Consider the following 23,634-nt stretch of genomic DNA (forward strand, 5'->3'; position numbering starts at 1 on the left):
TACACCGCGGCCTCGACCATCTTTACACCGGAATCTGGGAACCCCCAGCCCGCGCGGACGACACTCGACACGGCGACAACCCGGTCCGCCCGCCCATCGACGACTGCCGTGCCAGCGACGCGGCCGCCGACCCCGAGCCGACCCAACCCGGTGACTGCTCCGACCCCCTCTTCGACGAGGACGACGAGGACTACCAGGACCAGGACCACGACCTCCCGGCGACCGGCCGCGCCGGCCCGCCAACCAGCCACCCTGTGTCAGGCGAGGAAGACCGGGCGCGGACGAGCGCGCGCTCCGTGCGGACGGACCCCCAGCGTGACCGGTAGCCGTCCGGCCGCCTGTACCGCCGGCGACGTCCTCCACCACCTTCGGAAGTCTGTCGGTCACCCGAGCCGATGGCTCAGCTCTGTGGACGCTGGAGGCATCGCGGTCCCTTGCTCCTGCCCGGCAGCGGGTACCCACCGCGTGGTCCACGCCGTTGACGAGTCCGGATCGTTTTTTCGATCTTGAAGGCTCGCCTGCTCGGCCATCCTGACCGGCTCGTCGAGATCAGGACGTCCGTCGGTCGGGCCGCCGGTGACCAATCGTCGGTCCGACGTCGGACCGTGCCCCGTGCCCCGATCGGGCACCGGGCGTGGGAGTCCCGCGCGACGGCGTGGTCGACGCGGCGGTCAGCGGCGGCGGGCGCGCGCCAGGACGTCGGCCAGAGGCAGCGGCCAGCCGGGGTGATGGGTGAGACAGAGCGGGGTGTTCACCCGCTGGATGGGGAGGCCGGCGCTCGCGGCGTAGAACTCGCCGACGCCGAGACGGCCGATCTCCGGGGCCTCGCCGCCGAGCGCCGTCGCCAGCGCGCGGGCCGCGTCGATCTGTGCCGGGACATTCAACCGGCCGAGGAAGTGCGTGGCAGCGCCCGCCGAGACCCGCGGGTCCAGCCCCTTGGGGGACTGGGTCGCGAAGACCAGGCCCAGCCCGTGATCGCCGGCCTGGTCGAGCAGCGCGAGCGTGCTGTCCGTATACGGCGTCGCCTGCCCGGCCGGCGCGAACGTCTGCGCCTCGTCGAGCACGAGCAGGCCGGCGAGAGGCCGGCCCGCCGCCGGGCGTCCGCCCGTCCAGGCGAGCAGCGCCCGCTGGAGCTCGCTGACGAAGGCCTGCCGCCCCTCGACCGTCGGCAGCCCCATCAGGCTGACCACCGACACCCGGGCGCGCCGCCCCGGCGCCGGGGTGAGCAGCTCACCCGGGTCGGTCGCGGGACCGTCGTCGCCCGCGGTCAGGCGCAGCGGCCGGCCGTCGTCGAGGTTCGGCGTCCACACGACGACATCGGTGGCCGCCAGATACTCGCGGGCCAGCTCCGCGTCGCCGCGGCTCCGGCCGTGCCCGGGCGGCGACGGCCAGGCGTCGCCCAGGCGCGCCAGCTCGCCCGCTGGATCCAGCACGACCGACGAGACGCCGCGCAGCGCGCACTCCTCGACCAGCCTGCGCACCAGCACCGTCTTCCCCGAGCCGGACCCGGCGAAGACCACCGTGTGCCGGCGTAGCGCCGCCAGCCGGAGCTCCACCGCTGCCCGCGTCCCCGCCGCCGCCCCGAGCGTCACCAGCTCGCCCGGCTCCTCGACCGCCTGTGCAGGTACAGCCTGTGTAGGTACAGCCCGTGCCGGTACGGCCGGAGCTGGTTTGGCCGGGGCCGGAACAGCCGGGGCCGGTAGAGCCGGAGCCAGCGGCTGAAGCGCCGCCGGAGCGGCGACCGGTGGAAGCCGGGCGGCGTCGGCACGAAGAGTGGCCCGTTCGTCATGACCGGCCGACCCGTCGCCGCCGGCGGTCAGCGGCAGCGTGACCGGCACGAGCTGGGGCACCTGAGCCGGGGCTGGTGCCGCCGGGGAGGGGAGAGGGGAGCGCAGGGACACCTCGGGTGGCGCCGGGGAAGGCGCCGGGTCGACCGGCGCCTTGGGGACGCCGGCCCCGGGGCTCGTGACCGGAACCAACAGGGCGACCCCTGCCGGGGAGGTAACCGGGTCGAAAGCGGCCGGAGACTGGGCATTCGCCGCCGCTGGCGATGCATGCGCCCCGTTGGGCGAGGCCGCCGTCGCCGGCGGCGGGGGTACCGGCGGCGGGTCGGCGTTGCCGGAGTGCGTCGCCGCCGCGGGCATTCCCGGCAGCGCCACCGGCACCAGCAGGGGCGCGTCGGGAGCGGTGTCCGCCGTCGTCGCGGGCGGCGGCGGAGCCGGCTGGGAGCGCGCCGGCGCGCCGGGGACGAACACCGGCACCAGCAGCGGTGAGGAGGTCACGTCGTGGACATCGTCGTCCGGGCCGGCCCCCCAGGGCGTCCTCGGCGAGGACGGCCGCGAGGCCCGCGGCCAGCCAGCTGCCTCCGCCGGCTCGGCTGACTCTGGCCCGGCTGTCTCCGGCCTGGCTGTCTCCGGCCTGGCTGTCTCCGGCCTGGCTGTCTCCGGCCTGGGTGCCGCCGACCTGGGTGCCTCCGGCCCGGCGGGCGTCGGCTGCCCTGGCTCGGCGGGTGACGTCTCACCCGGTCGAACTGGCCGTGAGGAGGGTGCGCCCAGGGGTGCCGGCGCGGTCCATGCCTGCGGTGCCGCCGCGACGTGGACCGTCGGTGGATTCGCCGGTGCCACTGGCACCGGCGGGTCCACGGGGGCGAGCGGCGTCGTCAGCGGGTCCGGCCACGTCATCGACGCCGCCGGCGCGAGTGGCGGTGAGAACGCCGGGAGGACGGGCGGTGTGGCCGGTACAGCCGGTCCGGACGGCGCCAGTGGCACCAGTTCCGCCGTCGGCGCCGTCGACGGGGAGGACGGCGCGAGAGCGGGAGGCGGCGGGGCTGGGGCAGGCGGGGCCAGGGGCGCCAAGGGAGCCAGCACGGCGGTCGGCGGCTCGGCCGACGCTGACCATGCCGACAGCATCGGGCGCACCGGAGTGACGGGCGGGACCGGCGGCGTCAGTTCCGCCCCCGCGACCGCGGGCGCCGTTGACGGGGCTGGCGGGTCCGGCAGGGCTGGCGGGAGCGGAGTGGGCGCCGGGACGGATGGAACAGGCGGCGCCGTTGGCGGTTCCGGCGATGCCACGGCCGGTTCCGACGACTCCGCCCGCCGCGCGGCCGGCGGCGGCAGCGGCGCCCAGGGGGACGGCGGTCTCGCCGGGTCGCGCGTCGGCGTCGGCGTAGACACAGGCACTGGAACCGGCACCGCGGGTGACCGCGGAGCAAGGGGGGCCGACGACGTCACCGGAAGGGCCGACGGCGTCACCGTGGTCGGCGCCGGCGCCTGGACCCGCGCTGGCGCGGAACCCTGCGCCGGTGAGACGGCCGGCCGCGGGTGCGTGGCGGCGGCATCGGCGGTCCGGGGTAGGGACGCGAGGACGAGCGTCGTCGGGACCGGGGCGGGAACGGGAGCGAAGGGCGTGCGGCGGGGCGGCTGGGCGGTCATCACCACGAACGGGTTCGGGGCGGGTGGGGTCGCCGGGGCGGCGACCACCGGGGGGTAGTGGCCCGGCTCGGGAGCAAGCTCGCGGTAGACGGCGTCGAGCGCCGCCGTGAGCAGGGGAGTGGAGCTCGCCGGGCGGCGGGCGAGCAGCCAGGTCTGAAGCGTCGGGTGCCGGCCGTCGAGCAGCTGGCGCAGCGCGGCGAACGTCCGCAGGTCCTCGTCGGAGAGGAAGTGGGTGATGCCGCCGGCCCGCTCGAACGCCTCGAGGGCGTCCTGCGTCTTCACGCCCTTGCTCCACTCGGCGGAGCGCAGCACCACCAGCGCCCGCCGCCCGGCCGCCGCGGCGCCGTCGAGCCCGGCGAGGCCCCGGTCGCGGCGGCGGATGCGGCCGCCCTCGCCCGCGCCGATCCCGGTGGCGATCCCGGCCATCGTGCAGGCGTTGTTCAGCCTGGTCAGCGCCGTGCCCGGGTGGGTGGTCAGGATCGCCCGGAACGACCAGTGCGCCTCGTCGCCGGTCGTCTCGTCGAGGACGCGGCGCAGCCGGGCGTGCAGCGCTGGTTTGGCGCTCGGCCGCGCGTCCCGGCTGAACGCGCGGCCGGCCGGGCCGAGTTCGGCGATCCAGGCGTCCAGGCCGGCGGCGAGCAGGTCCGGGACGGCGTCGTCCTCGTCGCGGTCGGCCAGCGCCTCGAGCCCCGGCGCGCCGGCGCGCAGCCGGGCCCAGGCGACGTCCAGCTCGGCGAAGCCGACGACCAGCCGCCGACCGGCCGGCCCGTCGAGGTCGAACTCCTCCTCCTCGGCCGCGCCGTTGACCATGATCGTGCCGCCGCCGACGGAGATCGGCCCCCCGCCGGCCGCCCGCGCCCCGGCCGTGGGCGCCGCGCCAAGGACGGGCACGCCGATGGCATCCTCGACGGCGACGTCGTCGAAGGAGCGCAGCTCGGTGTGGGTGCCCGAGGCGAGGCAGGCGCGCACGTGGGCGTCAATGCGCTGTAGCAGCGCCCGCGGGGTGTAATCGCCCGCGGTGAGCAGCGCCTCCGGGCGCACCGGCCAGGTCGGGTACGGCGGGGTGAACCCGATCGTCCGGTAGCGCTGGTCGAACCGGCGGGCGACGAGCTGCTCGGCGAGTTCTCCCGCGCCGATGACGCCGAGCGGGCTGACCACCCGGAACCGGTCGCGCACCGAGCGGACCGCCTGGGTAGCCACCAGGTCCCAGGTGATCGGCAGGCAGGCGAGCAGGCACAGCGTCCTGGTGGTCAGGTCGCGCAGACCCAGCAGGCCGTCGGCGACCTCGTTGACGATCGGGCTGACCCAGGGGCCGCCCGGCCCTCCCTGACCACTCAGTGCGCCCTGACCGCCCTGACTGCCCGGTCCGCCCGGTCCGCGTGGACCGGGCGCGTCGTCGTTCGGCGCGTCGGCGGGGTCGGGGTGGTCGTGGGGGAGGTGGGTCTCGGCGGTGGCGGTGTCGATCTGGTCGACGGCGATGACGGTCGGGCCGGTGATCGCGAGCAGCCGGGACAACTCGCGGACGATCTCGGTGGCGGGCTTGGCGGGCGAGCGCATGCCGCGCTCGGCGCGCTCGTTCGGGAACTGCTCCTCCATCGACTGCAGGTAGCCGCGCCCGACGTCCTCGTCGTCGAGGTCGTCCGAGCCGAAGAGCACCAGCGCCCGCAGCGTGTCCTGGCAGTCGCCGCCGAGGCGGCGGTCGTAGCTGCGCAGCGCCACGACGAAGTCCTTCAGGTGGACAGGTTCCAGCGGGATCCGGCCGGTGACCGCGCCGACGATCGAGGGCGAGGCACCGACGACGTCGGCGAGGCGACGCAGGAACAGCCGCAGCTGGGTCTGGCCGCCCTCGGCTGGGCGGGTCAGGCCGTCGACGATCGCACCGATGACGCTCTCCCAGAACGGCGCCGCGCCACCCAGCGGGCCGACGAGGAAGAAGTAGCCACCGGCCTCGTGCACCTGCTCACGGACCCAGCCGAGCAGGTGCGTCTTGCCCGCGCCCGCCTGCCCCTGGACGACGAGGCCCGGCGGGTTGTCCTCGGGACTCGCCGCGGCGTCGCGGATCGCGTCGAGCAGCGAACGGACGGTGTCCGCGTGCAGCCCGTCCACATGCACGGGTGACGGCGTCCACACCCCGTCGGCGGTGCGGATCCAGTTCAGGTTGAGGGCGGCGAAGGCGTCGCGCTCGGTGGGTGCCGGCATACGCTCAGCCCTCGACCATGATCAGATGCTTGGCCTGGCCGCCGATCTCGACTGCCTCACGCTGGTCGGCACCCGTCAGCGCCTTCTGGTCCTCGTCCGGCGCGACGGTCACTCCCGGCCCGCGGTTCATCCGCCGCAGCGCGGCGTCGACGTCGGCGCGGGTGAGATCCGCGCCGAGGCGCGGCCGCAGGTCCGCGAGCCGCACCCAGTCCCCTGGCCACCGGGCAAGCGTCCCGTACACCGTCCTGATCCGCTGGTCGACCTCATGCCCGGCCTCGCCGGCCCCAGCCTCGGCCCCACCGGCCGGCGGGGGGCGGAAGAGGTCCGCCAGGGTGAGGCCGGTGCGGTCGAGGTGGCCGGCGAGCGCGGCGAGCAGCGCGTGGACGGCTCCAGATGGGATGCTCCCGGCTCGCCCGGCCGGCGGTGTGGCGAGCTCGCGGCGGCAGCGGGCCCAGCCGGCGGCGGTCAGCTCGTGGACGTAGGACCGGCCCGCCCGGCGGCTGGTGACGAGCCCGAGGCCGTTCAGCCGGCGGCGGTCGGCACCGTCGAGCGAGAGCCGGAAACGGGCGGCCAGCTCCGGGTTGGGCACGGGCCGGGCCTCGGCCATGAGTGTAAGCAGGATGCCAACCTGGCCGCCCGTGAGCTGGTCACCGGGCCGCCCGCCGTCGCGCTCGACCGGCTTCTCCCCCGACATCCGCCAGACCCTCTCTGCGTGCCTCGACCCGCGCCCCAGCCCGTCCCTGCACCGGTGTGCCAGCCCCGCGCCGGGCGCGTGCGAGCGTGGCCGGCGGGTGCACCCGGTGCGGGGCGCGGTCGAGGGGCGCGAAACGCCACTTCAGCGTTCTAGGTTGGCACATCGCCACGGGGGCGCCGGCCGCGCCCTCCACTGTCGGCCAGACCTTCGAGGCAGGCGAATCCGGCGTCAGGCGAGAATGCATACGAAGGCGACGTGTCCGGGTGACCGGCCGTGCGCGCTGGCGACCCGCCGGCGTGCCCGTGGGGAGGCATACCGCACCCGATGTCGAGGAACCACCACATAGGCACCACCTGGGTACCACCGCACCGACCTCACGACATGACACCACCGCCGAACCGCCGGAGCCGGGAGAGCGCGGGGCGCGCCGAAGGCACCGGGCGCCGCGCGACCGAGCGTTCCGGGGAGGAGACGAGCACGCGTGCTGACGCCGCTGGGCAGGGACGACCCGAGCGAGATCGGGCCCTACCGCATCCAGAGTCTGATCGGCAGAGGCGGCATGGGCGCCGTCTACCTCGGGTTCTCACCCGCCGACAAGGCGGTCGCGGTGAAGGTGCCCTCGCCGGCGTTGGCGCGCGACGACGAGTTCCGCGGCCGGTTCCGCCGCGAGGTCGACGCCGCCCGCCGGGTGCACGGCCGCGCCGTCGCCGCCGTCCTCGACGCTGATACCGACGACGAGCGTCCCTGGATGGCGACGGAGTACGTCGAGGGCGCGAGCCTGGCCGAGGCGGTCGCCGGCCGGGGCCGCCTCGACGAGCGGCTCGTCGCTGGGCTCGCCGTCGGCCTCGCGGAGGCGCTGGTCGCGATCCACGCCGCCGGTGTCGTCCACCGCGACCTCAAGCCGGCCAACATTCTGCTGTCCTGGGACGGCCCCCGCGTCATCGACTTCGGGGTCGCGAGCGCCAGCGGGGCGACGCAGCACACCAGCACCGGCATGCTCGTCGGCACGATCGTCTGGATGGCCCCCGAACAGCTGCGCGGCGAGCGCGCAGGCCCCGCGGCCGACATCTTCGCCTGGGGTGCCTGCGTCGCCTACGCGGCGGCCGGCCGGGCGCCGTTCCACGCCGACAACCCGCAGGCGATCGCCCTCAAGATCATGAACGAGCCGCCGGACCTGTCCGGCGTGCCCGCGTCGCTGCTGCCGATGGTGCGCGCCGCGCTGGACAAGAACGCGGCGAGCCGGCCGTCGGCCGCCGAGCTGCGCGACCGGCTGCTGCGCGGCGTCGCCGCCGCCGACACGGCGACCAGAGCCGTCGGCGACGACCGCTACGCGACCGCGCTCGCCAGGCTCTGGGAGCTCCCGAGCCCGCCGCCTGGCCAGCCCAGCCCACCGCCCGGACAGCCCGGCGCGCCGTACCAGACCCCGCCCGGCCCGTACCCGCTGGCTGGGTACCAGCATTCGCCGCCGCCGCGGCCGGCCTATGGCCCGTCGACCCCGCCGCCGGCCTATGGCGGACCGCCCGGCGCCGGCTACGGCACCAGCGGGTATGGCGGTGGCTATGGGGGGTCGGGGTATCGCGACCCCGGCTACCCGGCCGGCGGCGCGCCGGCGGGCAGCTGGGCCCGGCAGCCGGCCCGGCCCGCTCCCGTGCCGCCGCCGCGCCGCCGGTCCGCCGGCACCGTCGTGCTCGTGGTCGCGTTCGTCCTGCTGCTCGGTGGCGCGGCCGCCGTCGCCCTGGCGCTCGCGAACCGCGGCGACGGCGGCTCGCCGGACGTGTCCGCCTCCACGGCCGGTGTCACCACCCCGGCGGACTCGGGCGCGCCCACCGGGCCGTCGACGAGCGGCGGGCCGTCCACGGGCGGGCAGGGCACGACGCCCGGCGGCCCGTCCCCGACCCGTCATCTGCTGACCGCGCAGGAGGTCAGCGGGATCGTCGACGGCGAGGGCTACCGGGCCGAAATGAACACCTTCGACCGGAACCGCGACCTCAACGTCGTCATCGGCACCAGGGACGTGCCCGGCGGCGACGTCAACGGGAACGACACGACGGAGCAGCTCGCGTTTGTCTTCGCGAATGGCGAGTACATCGGCACCGATTTGAAAGACCCCAGCCGCCACATCGAGGTGGTCCAGCAGACGCCCAGCTACGTCGTCCTCGAGTACGGCGTCTACGACGTCCCCGACGGCGACTGCTGCCCGAGCAGCACCGTCCAGATTCGCTACAACTGGGACGGCAAGTCCTTCCGCCCCCAGAACGAGTCCGACATCCCGACCTCCGACCCCAGCGTCGACGGCAGCCGCCGCTGACCTCGCGGCGTCAGGCCGTCAGGCCGTCACGGCGGCACGGTGTCACGGTGTCACGGTGTCACGGCGGCACGGATTCGCGGTGGCACGGATTCGCTGGCGCACGGCGTCACGGCGTCACGGATTCACAGCGCACGGATTCACGGCGCCGTGCGGCGCCTTCTCCACCGGGCCCCGCTGGCACGGATGGGTGTGTCCCAACACCGACATCTGTGATGTCGGGCAAAGGTGCGGCGCGGCGGGTCGACTGTTGAGAGGGTGATGGGCACTGGTGGTGCCACCTTCCTGAGGTCGGCGGCGGCTCTGATTCGGACGCGGCGCCACCTCGGGGCTTGGGGGAATTGTGCTGGCACCACTTGGCGACGCCGATCCGCGCATGATCGGCCCGTTCCGGATGACCGGCCGGCTCGGCTCGGGCGGCATGGGCACGGTCTACCTCGGGTTCGGGCCGGACGACCGCCCGGTCGCGGTGAAGGTCCCCACGCCCGAGCTCGCCGGCGACCCGCGGTTCCGCGCACGCTTCCGGCGTGAGGTCGACGCGGTCCGGATGATCGGCAGCAGCTCGGTTGCGACCGTCGTCGCCGCGGACACCGAGGCCGAGTCGCCGTGGCTGGCCACCGAGTACGTCGAGGGCGCGACCCTCCTCGACGCGGTCGCCGGCCGCGGGCCGCTCGCGCCGAGGCTCGTCGTGGGCTTCGCCGCCGGCCTCGCCGACGGGCTGGTCGCGATGCACGCGGTCGGCGTCGTGCACCGCGACCTCAAGCCGGCCAACGTGATCCTCGGCTGGGAAGGGCCGAAGATCATCGACTTCGGGGTCGCGCTGACCACCCAGCCCCTGCTAGGCGGCTCGACCACTGACTCCGACCCCGACCTCACCCAGGCCAAGACCCAGTTCGGCCAACGCATCGGCACCCTCGTCTGGATGGCGCCCGAGCAGCTGCGCGGCGAGGCGGTCGGCCCGCCGGCGGACGTGTTCGCCTGGGGCGCCTGCGTCACCTACGCCACCACCGGGCATTCGCCGTTCCGTGGCTCGCGCCCGCTCGAGGCCGTCGGGCTCATCCAGCACGCCGAGCCGGACCTCGCCGGCGTCCCGCCCGAGCTGGTCGACTTGGTGCGGGCGGCGCTGGCGAAGGACCCGCGAGCGCGTCCGTCCGCGACGGTTCTCGTCAGCGGCCTGCTGCACCGTGAGATCCGCACTCCCCTGGAGTCGGACCAGGCGGTCGAGACCGCGCTGGTGACGTGGGTCGAGCAGCCGCCGACCCCGGCGCCGCCCCTGGCCCTGCCGCCGTCCAAGTCGTCCGCCCCGTCCGCCCCGTCTGCCCCGTCGGCCCGCTCGCGGGCGGCCGCGGAGGCGGACGCGCTCAGGGGGACCTCTGCCGGGCAGACGTTGAACCTGCGATCCACCCAGGGACTCGCTGGCCAGCCGCGGCCAGGCCGCCCGGGTGAGCCGTCGGGGCCGCCACGCGGCGACCGGTACCCTCCCGCCGGCCGTGACGGCGCCCGCCCGGGCTATGTCACCGGCCCGTTGCCGGCCGGCGGCGGGCCGGGCCGCCAGGGTGACGACTGGACCGATGGGTCCGACGTGCCGACCTACGTACGCCCTCCCACAGGTCCCCTGCCCCGTGGGCGCGGCGGGGCCGGAACGGACGCCTTCGGGGCGGCCGCCGGGGAGGGCGCGGGCTGGTCTGACGGGCGGGGACGGCCGGGCGACGTGAGGCGGACCGGGCCGTCGACGACGATGAAGGCGCTGCTGGCGACCATGGTGGTGCTGCTCCTCGGCGGCGGCGTCGCCATCGCCCTGCTCCTGGCCAACGCCGGCGGCGGCGACGGCGACCCTGGCCTGTCGGTCAGCGAGACCTCGCCCGCCGTCGCCACGTCCGCGCCCGACTCATCCTCCCCGTCCGCGTCCGCGTCCGCTTCCCCGTCCGCGTCCGCGTCCGCCGAACCCACCTCCGCCAAGCCGTCACCGCGGCGCACCACCCGACCCCCCTCCCAGCGTCCCACCAGCAACCCGCCGACCACCCCGACCTCCCCGGTCACCGACACCCAGACGCCCCCGACGACGCCGACCACGCCGAAGATCACCGACACGGCCACCGCGCCCACCACACCTGGCTCGTCCCCGACCACCGGGGTCACCCCGACCCCGTAGCCCCCGCCCCTGGCACTGGTGCCCGTGCCGCCCCGCCGCCCGGCGGCGGGCCGTCCATCACGGTCGCGGCTGGGTACTCGAGGGCGTGCGGCGCAAAAAATTTGTCAAAATTGGTGATCTGAATAAGGATCTCCTGTGTAGCGGCGGATGCAGCGGCGGATATCCCGCATTGCGGGCCCGACGCCGTATCGCCGAGTTCGCGATTCTGCGATCCGGGGAGGTCCCGTGGCCGTGCCCGCGTTCGTGACTGGTAGCGCTGTCCGCCGCGAGCCCGTCGCGCCGCGCTCGTCGGACGGCGGCGGCACGGGTGTGACCGGGACGGGCCGGGTGATCGTGGCGCCGCGGGACGTGCCGGCGGTGCTGGGGCGCCACGTGCTGGTGGACGGTCTGGACCTGGTCGTCGACCTGGCCGCCAGCCGCGGGCGCACGCTCGTCGACGCCCGCACCGGCGAGCGCTACCTCGACCTGTACAGCTTCTTCGCCTCCGCCCCGCTCGGCGTCAACCCGCCGGAGCTGGCCGACGACCCCGACGTCGTGGCCGAGCTCGGCCGGGCCGCGCTCAACAAGCCGGCGAACCCGGACGTCGCGACCGTCGCCTACGCCGAGTTCGTCGCGACCTTCGCCCGCGTGCTCGGCGACCCGCGCCTGCCGCACCTGTTCTTCGTCGAGGGCGGGGCGCTCGCCGTCGAGAACGCCCTGAAATGCGCCTTCGACTGGAAGAGCCGCCACAACGAGGCGCACGGCCGCCCGCCAGAGCTCGGCACCCGGGTCCTGCACCTGCGGCACGCCTTCCACGGCCGCAGCGGCTACACCCTCTCGGTCACCAACACCGACCCGAACAAGACCGCCCGTTTCCCCACGTTCGACTGGCCGCGGATCGACAGCCCGGCGCAGACGTTCCCGGTGACGGCGGCGAGCCTCGCGACCGTGCGCGCCGCCGAGCGGCGGGCCCTCGACCAGGCCGAGGAGGCGTTCGCGCGCCACTCGCACGACATCGCCTGCGTCCTCGCCGAGCCGATCCAGTGCGAGGGCGGCGACCGGCACCTGCGGCCGGAGTTCCTGGCCGCCCTGGGCGAGCTCGCGCATGCCCACGACGCCCTGTTCGTCCTTGACGAGGTGCAGACCGGCGTCGGCGCCACCGGCGCTGCCTGGTGCTACCAGCGCCTGGGCCTGCGGCCCGATGTCGTCGCGTTCGCGAAGAAGGCGCAGGTCGGCGGGGTGATGGCCGGCGGCCGGGTCGACGAGGTGCCCGACAACGTGTTCCGGGTGCCTGGCCGGATCAACTCCACCTGGGGCGGCGGCCTCGTCGACATGGTCCGCTCGACCCGGATGCTGGAGGTCATCGAGCGCGGCCGGCTCTTCGACGCCGCCGCGCGCGCCGGCGAGCGGCTGCTGGCCGGGCTCACGGCGCTCGCCGCCGGTCATCCTCGGCTGCTGTCCAACCCGCGTGGCCTGGGCCTGCTCTGCGCGTTCGACCTGCCCGACCGCGCGACCCGCGACGAGGCCCTGCGCCGGCTGCGCGTCGACGAGCACGTGCTCACCCTGCCCGCCGGCGACGTCACGGTCCGGGTGCGTCCGGCGCTCACGATCACCGGCGACGAGATCGGCGCGGCCCTCGCCGCCTTCGGCCGGGTGGCGGCGGCCCTGGCCGGTGGAGCTGGCGAGGCCGGTGTGGCGGCGGGCAGGGCGACCCCGGCCCATCGGCCTGCGACCGAGTCGTCGCCCGCTTACGGTGGCGGTGGCGGTGGCGGTGGCGGTGGGGGCGGGCGGCTGGCCGCGTGSGCGGACATGACGGGAGACGGGAGCTGACGATGACCCTGGTGCACCCGCCACTGGTGGCGCCCATGATCGAGGGCATCGAGACCGAGGGCCCGACCGTCGCGTCGACGAACCCGGCGCGCCACGGCGACGTTGTCGCGGAGGTCCGCCTCGGCGGGCCGGAGGTGCTGGTCGCCGCGGCGCGGGTCGCGAGAGTGGCCCAGCGCGGCTGGGCGGACGTGCCGGCGCCGGTGCGTGGCACCGTGATCGGCAACTTCGGCCGGCTCGTTGAGGACAACGCGGACGCCCTCGCCCGGCTGGTGACGAGGGAGATCGGCAAGCCACTCGGCGAGGCCCGCGGCGAGGTGCAGGAGATCGTCGACACCTGCCGGTTCTTCCTGGGCGAGGGACGGCGGCTCTACGGCGAGACCGTGCCGTCGGAGATGCCCGACAAGCAGTTGTTCACGTTCCGCGAGCCGGTCGGCGTCATGATGGTGATCACCGCGGGGAACTTCCCGGTCGCGGTGCCGAGCTGGTACATCGTGCCGGCGCTGCTGTGCGGCAACGCGGTCGTATGGAAGCCGGCCGAGTACGCGGCCGCCTGCGCCCGGGCGCTCACCGAGCTCGCCCAGCACGCCGGCCTGCCCGCGGGCGTGCTCTCGATGGTCCCAGCCTCCGGGGAGGCGACCGCCGACGGCCTCGCGCGGGCGCTCGAGGCCGGGGTCGTCGACAAGGTTGGCTTCACCGGCTCGACGGCGGTCGGCCGCCAGATCGGCGAGCTGTGCGGCCGGCACCTGCAGACGCCGTGCCTGGAGCTCGGCGGTAAGAACCCGATGGTCGTCGCGCCGGACGCCGACATCGACCTGGCCGTGGACGGCGCCCTGTTCGGCGGGTTCGGGACCGCCGGGCAGCGGTGCACGTCGCTCGGCACGCTGATCGTCCACGAGTCCGTCTACGTGGGTTTCCGCCGCCGGCTCGCCGCCGCCGTCGAGAACGCGAGGATCGGCGACCCCACCCGCGATGTCCTGTACGGCCCGCTGCTCGACGCCAGGTTCGCCACCGGCTACGAGCGCCACCTGGAACTGGTCCGCGGCCACCACTCGACATTCGGCTCGACCGCCGTCGGCCGGATCAGCGTCGGCGCCCCGCGGCGCGGGTTCGTCGGAGACCCGGCCGAGGGTCTCTATTACCACCCGGTCGTCGTCGACGGCATGCTTCCCGACGACGAGCTGTTCCGCGAGGAGACGTTCGGCCCGATCGTCGGCCTGACCACCTACCGCACCCTGGAGGAGGCCATCGAGCTGGCCAACCTCCCCGGTTACGGCCTGTCGAGCGCGATCTACACCAATGACCCGGCGACGGTCTTCAGGTTCCGCCGCGGCGTGTCCGCCGGCATGGTCAGCGTCAACAACTCCACCTCCGGCGCCGAGGCCCATCTGCCCTTCGGGGGAAACGGCCGCTCCGGCAACGGCTCCCGCCAGTCCGGCCGCTGGGTCCTGGACCAGGTCACCCGCTGGCAGTCCGTGAACTGGGATTACTCCGGCCGCCTCCAGAAGGCCCAGATGGACACCACCATCCCCGACGCCGACCAGGGATTCCGCCTGAACGGCTGATCGCCGGAGTCTCGGTGAGATACGCGCCGACCACCGGCCGGCCAGCAGCGGCACGGAACGCCCAGGTTCTGCGCGCCGATTCCACGCAGATCGACGCAGAGGCAACCAATCGGCACGCAAATACGACTAATAGGCGGGAGGGGATCCGTCGCGGCCGGTCGGGAGTATGAGGGGATCGGCCGGTCGCCGACCGAGAGGTCAGCCTTGCAACGACGACTGAAAGATCATCTGCTCCGGCACTCCGAGCCTCGCCTGGCGGGTGCCCTCCTGGCGGGACCTGCCCGCACGCGGAACGCGTCGAAGGGCGCGGTGGCGCTCGCCGCCCTGGCCGTGTTGGGTGGAGCCGCCCTCCTGACAGGGTGTCAGCCGGTCACACCCACGACGGGTACCGGCGGTGGCACGGTGGTGGCCCCTCCAACCGGCCCATCCGGCACGTCACCCGGCACGACGGCGACGACCAGCGCGTCCTCGACCCCCGTGAGGACCACCCCGGCCGCGACCACGACCGTCGGCACCACGAGGCCGCCGGCGCCGGCGGCGTCAGCCGCGGCGACCTCCACCACCGGCGCGCTCGCGGCGTGGCCGAAGGCCACCGGCGAGGTCAGCTCCAGCACCACCACCAAGGTCTCCGGCACCTTCGACGGTGGGCTTCGGCGCTATCGCGGCGTCGGCGACGGTGGGCAGGGGGAGAGCCAGCCGGCCATGTTCGAGGTGGCGAACGGCGGCACCGTGCAGAACGTGATCATCGGTACGCCGGCGGGCGACGGCATCCACTGCCTGGGGACGTGCACCTTGCGCAACGTCTGGTGGGAGGACGTCGGCGAGGACGCGGCGACCTTCAAGGGCACGTCCGCGGCGCAGACGATGACGATCGACGGCGGCGGCGCCCGGCACGCGGCCGACAAGGTGTTCCAGCACAACGGGCCAGGCACCATGGTCATCCGGAACTTCCAGGTGGAGGACTTCGGGAAGCTGTACCGGTCGTGCGGGAACTGCAAGGCCCAGTACCAGCGCGCTGTCGTCATCCAGAACGTCACCGTCACCGCGCCGGGGAAGACGCTCGCCGGAATCAACTCGAACTACGGCGACACCGCGACGCTTTCCGGAATCACGATTGTCGGCGACACCAAGAAGAAGATCAGCATCTGTGACCGGTACGAGGGCAACGACGTCGGCGACGAACCGGTGAAGCTTGGCACCGGCGCCGACGGGACCTACTGCCGCTACTCGCCATCGGACCTCACCTACCGCTAAGCCCGCAGCGGGGCCGGTCCGGCGCCGAGGTCCACTCGGCCCTGGGCCGGCCAGGAACGGTGCGGTTGCCGGGCCGTCGGTAGCCCGCATCAGGAGGCCGGGACTCGCTGGGAGATGCGCCAGCCGGCCGGTGTCCGGACCAGCGTGATGTCGACGTGTTCTGGTGCGGCCTGGTCCTGGTGAACGAGCACATTGCCGCTCGCGTCCAGGATTTCGTAGGCGTTCAGCTGGTAGGTGACCCGTAGCACGACCCGGTCCTGGATCTGCTCGCGGATCTGGACGTCGAGGAAGTGGTACGACAGGTCCGGGACGTGCCCGCCCCCGCTGGCGACCTGGCGCAGCAGGGCGAGGTCGGCGGCGTAGACCGCGCTGCCAACCTCGTAGACATCCGCGAGCGCGGACTCGTCGACCCGCTCGAAGGCCCGTCCCCTGGCCGCGTCCAGGTCGGCGAGCGTCGTCGCCCACACCTCCTCCGACGGTTGGCTTGCCGTTGCCGTTGCCGTCGGTGTGGCTGTCGGAGTGGCTCCGCTCGTCAAGGCGGCTGCGCCCGGCCCGGGCGCTCCCTTCTCGTCGGGCGTCCCGCCGTTCGAGGCGCTCAGCAACACCGCCATGATCGTCACCGCGAGCAGGACGACGACTCCCGCGAGCGCGAGCAGCCAGCGGGGCGGCCGCCCGTGGCCGCGCGCCTCTCGGCCGCCCAGCCGCGGTGGTCGCGAAACCGTTACCGCCGCTGAAGGAACAGGCGATGACGGCTGCTCCTGCCCCATGCCCCGAGCGACCTTGTCGCTGCCTGACGGCGGGGGCGTCAGCTCGGGCTGGCGCTCGGCGAGACCGTCGGGCGATGCTGCCTCGACTGGTCCGGAGACGTCCCGCGGTCGGTCCAGTTCGGCCATCGGCGGCCATGCGTCGAGACGGGATGCGGCCCTGTCGTCATCCTCCTCGCCGGTGACTGCTCGGGATCCCGCCGTCGCGATCAGACTGCCGTACAGCTGCGTGGCGGACGGCCGGCGGTGCGGATCCTTGTCCATGGCGGCGGCGACGAGCGAGCGCAGTGGCTCGGGGACACCGGCGCAGTCGGGTACCTCGTGGACCACGCGGTAGACCTGCGCCTGGGTGCTGCCGTCGCCGAAGGGTGGGCGGCCCGTGGCCGCGTAGATCACCAGTCCGCCCCAGGCGAAGATGTCCGTCGCCGAGCCGACCGGTTCGGCGGCGTTGCCTCGTGCCTGTTCCGGGGCCATGAAGGCGGGCGTCCCCGGCTTCGGACGGGCGACGTCCAGTGTGGTGAACGAGCGTGCGATGCCGAAGTCGATGACGAGCGGGCCTTCGGCGGACAGCAGTACGTTGGATGGCTTCAGGTCCAGATGCACCGTCCGGGCCTGGTGAATCGCTGTCAGCGCGGTTGCCACGGCGACCGCGAGCCGTTCCAGCCGCGCCGGCTCCATCGGGCCGTTGCGGCGAATCTCCTCCTCGAGCGTGGGACCGTCGATGAACTCGGTGGCGTAGTACAACCGGCCGGCGTCGTTACCGGAGTCGAGTACTCGTACGGTGCCGATGCCCGCCACCCGCCGCGCGAGGCGGACCTCGTGCTCGAACATTTCCCGGAAGGCGGGATTATCCGCGTACTCCGAAAGGATGACCTTGACCGCCGCGCGTCCGCTCAGGGACCGGCCGAGGTAGACGGCCCCCATACCGCCTGCGCCGAGCCGGCCCTCCAGAGCGAACTGGCCGATCCGCATCGGATCATGCGGCAGGAGCGGCTTCAGCACCGAGCGGCCCGACCCGCCCAGGCCGCCGCCGGCCTGGCATTGGCAGGCGCTTCACCCACTGCACCGACGTCCTCCGCGAACCGTCGTCCTCCGCGAACCGTCGAACGCCCGGCATTCCCAGCCGTCCGACCATACCGCGTCACCGCCACGGCGCACAGTCGGATGATCGGTGACCCGATCGGGTGCGGAGCGGACCATCCGCGCATCCGCTCAGTTGTTCGCCGCCGGCACGCCGTCCTGGTCGAGGGGGACGAGGAGGTCGCGGGCCAGGATGGCGGCCAGGGCGAGGGTGCGGTAGCCGGCGTCGTCGAACAGGACGGTGAGGCGGTCGCCCTCGTCCCGGACGACCTGACCGGTGCCCCACTGCTGGTGGCGGACCTTGGTGCTGACCGGGAACGCGTGCCCGGCCATTGCCTGCTCGGCCGCCGCGCGCGCGGCCGTCTCCGGACTCGGCGGTCCGTCCGGCCGGGCCGCCGCGGCGGCCTCACAGCGGTCGCAGTTGCCGCAGTCGGCTTCATAGGGCTCGCCGAAGTAGGTCAGCAGGTAGCGGCGGCGGCACCCACGGCTCTCGGCGAAGCCGCGGATCTCGTCGACCCGGGACCTGTCGACCGTGCGGCGGGCCTCGGCGCGCGCGGCGGCGCGGTCCGCGGCGGTCGCCGCGTCCGGGGCGTCGGGACGTTGTTCGACGCTGCCGTCGTCGTTCACGGCCAGCGCGCCGGCCGCCGCGAGCAGGTCGACGAGCCGGATCAGCGCCGACTCGCTGAGATCCGCCTCCTGGGCGAGCCGGGACAGGGCGACCGGCCCATCGGCGTGCGACATCAGTACCGCGACCCGGCGCACCTGGACCGGGTCGGGTGGGCCGGCAATGAAGAACCGGCGCAGGCCCAGATCCTCGGGGCGGAAGAACAGGCACGCGTTGGCCTGGTCGCCGTCCCGGCCCGCCCGCCCGATCTCCTGGTAGTAGGAGTCGAGGGAGTCGGCGACGTCGGCGTGCGCGACGAAGCGGACGTCGGGCTTGTCGATGCCCATGCCGAACGCGGTGGTCGCGACGACGACGTCCAGGTCGCCCGCGAGGAACGCCGTCTCGGTCTGGCGCCGCCGGGCCCCGCCCAGCCCGGCGTGGTAGGGCTCGGCCGACAGCCCCAGCGCGGCAATCTCGGTGGCGATCTCCTCGGTGGCGCGACGGGTGGCCGCGTAGACGATGCCCGGCTTGGCCTCGACGGCCGCGTACTCGACGAGCGCGGCGCGCTTGTCGGCGTCGTCGGTGAAGGTCCGGACGGCGAGATGGATGTTCGGCCGGTCGAAACCCGAGACGGTCTCGGCCGGGTCGCGCATCCGCAGCCGTTCGATGATCTCGCGGCGCACCGGTGGCGCGGCGGTCGCGGTGAGGGCGACGACGGTCGGGTGCCCCAGGTCGTCGATGACCTCGCCGAGGCGCAGGTAGTCAGGGCGGAAGTCGTGTCCCCAGGACGAGATGCAGTGCGCCTCGTCGATCACGAACAGGGAAGGCGCGGCTTCGCGTAGCAGCGTCCGGACCTCGGGCTTGGCCAGTTGCTCCGGGGCGAGGAAGAGGAACTCGCTGGCGCCGTGCCGGATCGCGCCGAACGCCTGGGCCAGCGCCCGCGTGCCGACCTGCGAGTTCGCCACCACCGCGGCGCCCGGAGAGCCGGGCTTCCCGTTCCCACCGCCGAAGGCGTCGAGCCCGCCCAGACGTTCCGTCAGCCCGCGGACCTGGTCGCGCTGCAAGGCGATCAGTGGCGAGACGACGATCGTCGGCCCTTCGAGCAGCAGTGCCGGGATCTGGTAGACGGCTGACTTGCCGGCACCGGTCGGCAGCACGCACAGGGTGTCGCGGCGGTCGACGATCGTGCGCATCGCCGCGCGCTGCCCGGGGCGCAGGGCGTTGAACCCGAACGCGGCCGAGGCCACCGCGTCGAGCAGGTCGTCGGTCTCGTCAGCCGCCTCACCGGCGGCGCTCTCGACGGGTGCCGGTGTCCGCGGCGCCGGCGCTGATGCCCCTGGCGCTGTCCCCGCCGCCCGTGGCGCGGGCACCCGAGACGGCGCGCCGGGCGTCACCGTCCCAGCGGTCCCACCGCCGCGACGCCACCACAACAGCCGTCCGAGCCGCACTCTTACCGTCCCTTTTGTCCATTTTGTTCGTACCGTCTCGCGATCACGGCCGTTAGGCCGGGTCCGCGTCCCCTCGGGGATCGTCATCGGGATGGGCGGATGAACCGGTCAGGCCTGGGGGGCCGCCTGCTGCGCGGGCAGATCCGCGGAGGTACTCGTGGCCTGCTGGGCCAGGACCAGGCTCGGCTCGCCGTCGGCCTCGACCGCCACGCTCTGGGGGAGAGGAGAGGTCAGGCGCAGGATGTCGGTGACGGCGGCGCCGTCCACGGTCTCCTTCTCCAGGAGGAGCGCGGCGAGGTGGTCGAGGGCGTCGTGGTGCGTGCGCAGGAGGTCGACGGCCCGGGCCTCTGCCTCGCGCAGCAGGCGGGCGACCTCGTCGTCGACGACGCGCTGGGTGCCTTCCGAGTAGGGCCGGCTGACGAGCTCCTCGCCGCCTAGGAACTGCTGCTCGCGCCCGCCGTAGCCGACTGGCCCGAGCGCGGGGGAGAGACCGAACTCGCGCACCATCCGCGTCGCCAGCTGCGTCGCCCCGGCCAGGTCGCTGGACGCGCCGGTGGAGCCGTAGCCGAAGGCGACCAGTTCCGCCGCCCGGCCGCCGAGACGGACGGCCAGGCTGTCGAGCAGGTAGGCCTCGGTGTAGAGGTGGCGTTCCGCCTCGGGTAGCTGTTGGGTGACGCCGAGCGCCATCCCGGACGGCAGGATCGTCACCTTCGCGACCGGGTCGGCATGCTCGGACAGCGCCGCGACCAGCGCGTGCCCGGACTCGTGGTAGGCGACCGAGCGCTTCTCGTCGGGCAGCAGCGCGTTCGACGCGTCCCGCTGGCCGAGCAGGATCCGGTCGCGGGCGGCGTCCAGGTCGGCGGCGGTGACGATGTCCCGGCCGCCGCGCACCGCGTGGATCGCGGCCTCGTTCACCAGGTTCGCGAGATCCGCGCCGGAGAAGCCGGGGGTGCCGCGGGCGACGACGTCGAAGTCGACGTCGTCGCCGAGCTGCTTGCCGCGGGCGTGCACCGCGAGGATCGCCGCCCGCTCCGCCTGGGTCGGCAGCGGGACGGTCACCTGCCGGTCGAACCGGCCGGCGCGCAGCAGCGCCGCGTCGAGCGTCTCCGGGCGGTTGGTCGCGGCGAGCACCACGACGCCGCTGCTGGAGTCGAAGCCGTCCATCTCGGCGAGCAACTGGTTGAGCGTCTGCTCCCGCTCGTCGTTCGCGCCGCCGATCACCGAGCCGCCGCGCCGGCCACCGATCGAGTCGATCTCGTCGATGAAGATGATCGACGGCGACCGCTTGCGGGCCTCGGCGAACAGGTCGCGCACCCGGGAGGCGCCGACGCCGACGAACATCTCGACGAAGCCGGAGCCGGAGATCGACAGGAAAGGCACCTCGGCCTCGCCGGCGACGGCCCGGGCGAGCAGCGTCTTGCCGGTGCCGGGAGGGCCGACCATCAGCACCCCGCGCGGGCCCTTCGCGCCGGCTCGGTGGTAGCGGTCAGGGTGCCGCAGGAAGTCGACGACCTCGCTGATCTCCTGCTTGGCGCCCTCGTAGCCGGCGACGTCGGCGAACCGGGTCTCCGGGCGCTCCGAGTCGGTGATCTTTGCCTTGGACCGGCCGATGGCGCCGAGAGGACCGCCGCCGGACAGCTGCCGTCGTGCCTGCCGTCCCGTCCAGACGAAGAAGCCGACGAGCAGCAGCAGCGGCAGGAAGCTCAGCAGGACCGAGATCCAGGAGCCGCCCGTCTGCGTGCCCTTGACCGCCACGCCCTTGGACTGAAGCTGGGTGGAGAGGACGGTCGTGTCCAGCGCGGTGGGGATCTGGCTGGTGAACTCGGTGCCGTCCTTCAGCTTTCCGTCGACGGCGCCCTTGTCGTTGATCGTCACCGAGGCGACGGTCCCGGCGTTGACGCGCCCCAGCATGTCCGAGTAGTCGAACGACTTCGTGCCGCCGCCGGACATGCTGGGGACGAACAGCAGCAGCGCCGTGATCAGCAGCCCGAGCGGCAGCAGCCAGCTCCGCCAGAACGGCGGCTTCGGCGGCGCGGGCTTGGGCGCCGGGTCCCGCGGCGGCCCGGACCTCGCCGGCGCCGAGTGGTGCACGCCCGGCAGGCGGACTCGTGAGATCACGTCAGACTCCCGTCACAGCGGCCGCGGCCCCGGCCCGCGCGGCATCTGGCACCGGCGCGCTCCGGTGCCCGCGGAACTTCCGCGGGCCAGCACGTACTTCAGAGTAATGAGGCGGTATGACAGCCGTGCGGCCCGAGCACTTCCCGCGCACCCGGCCCGGCAAGCCCCGCCGGGGCGCGCCCCGGCGGGCGCGCCCCGGCGGTCCGATCATTTCCGCGGCGGCCCCGGGCGCCATCAGTCAGGTGACTGCGACCGGTACGCCCGCACCGCACCGGACAGGCCGGGCGCGCGACGGCGGCGAGGCCACGCGCCCGGCGGCGCTGTCGAAGGTCAGTGCGGGACGGTGCCGCAGGACTCGAGGGTCGCGCCGCTCGAGCCGGTCTGGAACGCGGTCCTGCGCTGCTCGGCGGAGCCGTGGGTCCAGGTCTCCGGGTTGACGTCGACGCCGGCCTTCTGCTCGATGCGGTCGTCGCCGACGGCCTCGGCGGCGTTCAGCGCCTCGTCGAGGTCGGACGGGCCGATGGTGACGTTGCCGGCCTTGTTGGCCAGCGTGCTCCAGACTCCGGCGTAGCAGTCGGCCTGCAGCTCCAGCTGCACCGACAGCGCGTTCTCCTGCGAGGGGTCGGCCTGCTGTGCCTCGCGCAGCCGCTCCTCCGTGCCGGTGAGCGTCTGGATGTGATGGCCGACCTCGTGCGCGACGATGTAGGCCTGCGCGTAGCGGCCCTGGGCGCCGAACTGGTCCTGCAGCTGGCGCAGGAACCCGAGGTCGATGTACACCCGCTGGCCGTTCGGGCAGTAGAACGGGCCGACCTCCGACGAGGCCTGTCCGCAGCCGGTCGAGACGGCCTGCTCGAAGTAGACCAGCGTCGGGCGCGTGTAGGTCTGGCCCTGCTGCTGGAAATAGCCGGTCCAGACCTCGTTGACTTCGTTGAAGACCTTCAGCACGAAGCAGTCGTCGTACTGGTCGATCGCGCCCGAGGCGTTGCAGCGGGCGGCCAGGTCGGCCGCGGCCGAGGCACCGGCCTCGGTCCCGCCGCCGCCCGTCCCGCCCGCGGGGGACGACGTGCCGTCGCCGCCGCCGAGGAGCGTCACCAGCAGGTAGATGACCACGCCGATGACGCCGGCGCCCCCGCCACCCAGCGCGATCTTGCCGCCAGCGCCGCGCCCGCCGCGTTGGTCCTCGAGCTGGGAGGTGTCGACCCGATCGTCGTCGAAATCCATGGCCTGCCTCTCGCGCCGCCCGTCCCGACCCTGCGTCGGCACTGGGCTCGGCCGGAGCACCGATTGTGCCAACCCGGCCGATGGCCGCGCGAAGCTGGTGAAACCGACAGGCGGCGGACGTATCCGCCTTGGATCGATCTACACGGGCGGCCCGGTGCCGCGGGACCGCGTGCCGGGCTGGTGGCGGGCCGCGCCGGTGTCACCGTGCGTCCAGGCGGCGCAGCGCTGGCCGGAGGACCGCCCGTCGCTCGGCGCCGGCCCGGCGGCCGCGGGCGGCTGCTCTCGGGGGCGGGCGCAGGTCTGGCGCGGGGCCCGGGGCGCGTGCTGGTCGTGGCCGCTCATATCCGGCCCCGGCCGTCGCAGGAGACACAGACGTCGACGGCGTGCGCGCCGCGGTGCTCGCGCTGGACGTAGCCGGTGCCGCCGCAGCCGCCGCAGGTGAGCGGCCCCTGGTCGGAGTGCTCGTCCTCGGGAGGGGGACCGTACTTGGCGCCGCCGCGCTTCTCCTCGCGGCCGAACCTCATGTCGCCCTGGCGGCGCCCAGCGGGTCTCATGATCAAAAACTTAAGGTGCTCTCGACACCCTGCCAATGGGGCTGGCCGTGGTCTCGTCCAGAGAACCCCACTACGGGGCCGCCGCTGGTCACGCGGCGGGCGCCGGTCCCGGAAAGCACGACGGCCCGCTCCGGCGACCGGAGCGGGCCGAGCACGTCCCGCGGGCGTGCGCCTCGGCTGGCCTGAGGCCCTTGGCTGAGGGTCAGCCAGGGGTCAGGCCGAGGCGGGCACTCCCAGACGCAGGCGCTTCGGGTTGGCCACGGGGCCCACCGCGATGACGTCCGACTCGGCCGGGGCGGTCTCGGCCGGTACCTGCTCGGCGCCGGCGTCGCGCTGGCCCGGCGGCGCCCACGCGCCGGCCGACACGGCCGCTTCGTTCAGTTCCATCCGCGAGACCCCCTCTGTTCGCTGACAATCAGTACCGCGCAGGTCGTACCGA

General features: G+C 74.2%; 13 protein-coding genes and 2 pseudogenes. 6 read left to right on the plus strand and 9 right to left on the minus strand.

What is annotated here, in order from left to right; genetic code table 11:
* Nucleotides 1–326 (plus strand): annotated as a pseudogene (locus BCD48_RS51690) (hypothetical protein); the annotation flags it as partial.
* 345 nt (nucleotides 327–671) lie between these two features.
* Here BCD48_RS51690 and BCD48_RS54395 read toward each other — a convergent pair.
* Entirely contained in the window at nucleotides 672–5,630 is a 4,959-nt protein-coding gene (locus BCD48_RS54395) for a helicase HerA domain-containing protein (RefSeq protein ID WP_071052764.1), read from the minus strand.
* A gap of 4 nt (nucleotides 5,631–5,634) precedes the next feature.
* The gene (locus BCD48_RS35355; protein WP_071052765.1) at nucleotides 5,635–6,324 is read right to left on the minus strand and encodes a hypothetical protein; all 690 of its coding nucleotides are present in this window, start codon (nucleotides 6,322–6,324) and stop codon (nucleotides 5,635–5,637) included.
* Nucleotides 6,325–6,805: 481 nt separating this feature from the next.
* Here BCD48_RS35355 and BCD48_RS35360 point away from each other — a divergent pair, with 481 nt between their 5' ends.
* The 4 genes from BCD48_RS35360 (at nucleotide 6,806) to BCD48_RS35375 (ending at nucleotide 14,152) form a co-directional block, all read left to right on the plus strand.
* Nucleotides 6,806–8,632, plus strand: a complete 1,827-nt coding sequence (locus BCD48_RS35360; protein ID WP_071052766.1) for a protein kinase domain-containing protein — start codon at nucleotides 6,806–6,808, stop codon at nucleotides 8,630–8,632.
* 373 nt (nucleotides 8,633–9,005) lie between these two features.
* Entirely contained in the window at nucleotides 9,006–10,781 is a 1,776-nt protein-coding gene (locus tag BCD48_RS55160; protein WP_071052767.1) for a serine/threonine-protein kinase, read from the plus strand.
* 225 nt (nucleotides 10,782–11,006) lie between these two features.
* Nucleotides 11,007–12,590 carry an L-lysine 6-transaminase gene (gene lat, locus BCD48_RS35370; RefSeq protein ID WP_083419689.1) on the plus strand — a complete coding sequence of 528 codons (1,584 nt, stop codon included), beginning with the start codon at nucleotides 11,007–11,009 and terminating at the stop codon, nucleotides 12,588–12,590.
* 2 nt (nucleotides 12,591–12,592) lie between these two features.
* A complete protein-coding gene (locus BCD48_RS35375; RefSeq protein ID WP_071052768.1) occupies nucleotides 12,593–14,152 on the plus strand; it encodes an aldehyde dehydrogenase family protein in 1,560 nt (519 codons plus the stop codon).
* A gap of 362 nt (nucleotides 14,153–14,514) precedes the next feature.
* On the opposite strand, the gene BCD48_RS54400 is transcribed toward BCD48_RS35375, so the two are convergent.
* Nucleotides 14,515–14,775 (minus strand): hypothetical protein, encoded by a 261-nt coding sequence (locus BCD48_RS54400; protein ID WP_241842261.1) that lies wholly within the window; start codon nucleotides 14,773–14,775, stop codon nucleotides 14,515–14,517.
* A 13-nt stretch (nucleotides 14,776–14,788) separates the two neighbouring features.
* Between BCD48_RS54400 and BCD48_RS35380 the strand changes: the two are divergent.
* Nucleotides 14,789–15,406 (plus strand): annotated as a pseudogene (locus BCD48_RS35380) (pectate lyase); the annotation flags it as partial.
* 89 nt (nucleotides 15,407–15,495) lie between these two features.
* On the opposite strand, the gene BCD48_RS35385 reads toward BCD48_RS35380, so the two are convergent.
* The 6 genes from BCD48_RS35385 to BCD48_RS52645 all read right to left on the minus strand — a co-directional run bounded on the left by BCD48_RS35385 (nucleotide 15,496) and on the right by BCD48_RS52645 (nucleotide 23,582).
* Nucleotides 15,496–17,172 (minus strand): serine/threonine-protein kinase, encoded by a 1,677-nt coding sequence (locus tag BCD48_RS35385; protein ID WP_071052770.1) that lies wholly within the window; start codon nucleotides 17,170–17,172, stop codon nucleotides 15,496–15,498.
* A 210-nt stretch (nucleotides 17,173–17,382) separates the two neighbouring features.
* Nucleotides 17,383–19,302, minus strand: coding sequence for a RecQ family ATP-dependent DNA helicase (locus BCD48_RS35390; RefSeq protein ID WP_241842248.1), 1,920 nt, complete (start codon nucleotides 19,300–19,302; stop codon nucleotides 17,383–17,385).
* Between the two features lie 108 nt (nucleotides 19,303–19,410).
* Complete coding sequence (gene ftsH, locus BCD48_RS35395; protein ID WP_071052771.1) at nucleotides 19,411–21,420, minus strand: ATP-dependent zinc metalloprotease FtsH; 2,010 nt, start codon at nucleotides 21,418–21,420, stop codon at nucleotides 19,411–19,413.
* Between the two features lie 330 nt (nucleotides 21,421–21,750).
* On the minus strand, nucleotides 21,751–22,641 hold the full coding sequence (gene ypfJ / locus BCD48_RS35400; protein WP_071052772.1) for a KPN_02809 family neutral zinc metallopeptidase: 891 nt from the start codon (nucleotides 22,639–22,641) through the stop codon (nucleotides 21,751–21,753).
* Nucleotides 22,642–22,979: 338 nt separating this feature from the next.
* Complete coding sequence (locus tag BCD48_RS35405) at nucleotides 22,980–23,195, minus strand: hypothetical protein (RefSeq protein ID WP_232794154.1); 216 nt, start codon at nucleotides 23,193–23,195, stop codon at nucleotides 22,980–22,982.
* Nucleotides 23,196–23,408: 213 nt separating this feature from the next.
* A complete protein-coding gene (locus BCD48_RS52645; protein WP_198543526.1) occupies nucleotides 23,409–23,582 on the minus strand; it encodes a hypothetical protein in 174 nt (57 codons plus the stop codon).
* Nucleotides 23,583–23,634: the final 52 nt, after the last annotated feature.

The sequence above is a fragment of the Pseudofrankia coriaricola genome, assembly GCF_001854805.1.
Classification (GTDB): domain Bacteria; phylum Actinomycetota; class Actinomycetes; order Frankiales; family Frankiaceae; genus Pseudofrankia.

What these genes read in the sequence shown, in the direction of transcription:
- BCD48_RS35405 (WP_232794154.1), bottom strand. Translation starts at nt 23,195, where the DNA reads ATGAGACCCGCTGGGCGCCGCCAGGGCGACATGAGGTTCGGCCGCGAG.
- BCD48_RS52645 (WP_198543526.1), bottom strand. Translation starts at nt 23,582, where the DNA reads ATGGAACTGAACGAAGCGGCCGTGTCGGCCGGCGCGTGGGCGCCGCCG.
- BCD48_RS35375 (WP_071052768.1), top strand. Translation starts at nt 12,593, where the DNA reads ATGACCCTGGTGCACCCGCCACTGGTGGCGCCCATGATCGAGGGCATC.
- ypfJ (WP_071052772.1), bottom strand. Translation starts at nt 22,641, where the DNA reads ATGGATTTCGACGACGATCGGGTCGACACCTCCCAGCTCGAGGACCAA.
- BCD48_RS55160 (WP_071052767.1), top strand. Translation starts at nt 9,006, where the DNA reads ATGATCGGCCCGTTCCGGATGACCGGCCGGCTCGGCTCGGGCGGCATG.
- BCD48_RS35355 (WP_071052765.1), bottom strand. Translation starts at nt 6,324, where the DNA reads ATGTCGGGGGAGAAGCCGGTCGAGCGCGACGGCGGGCGGCCCGGTGAC.
- BCD48_RS54395 (WP_071052764.1), bottom strand. Translation starts at nt 5,630, where the DNA reads ATGCCGGCACCCACCGAGCGCGACGCCTTCGCCGCCCTCAACCTGAAC.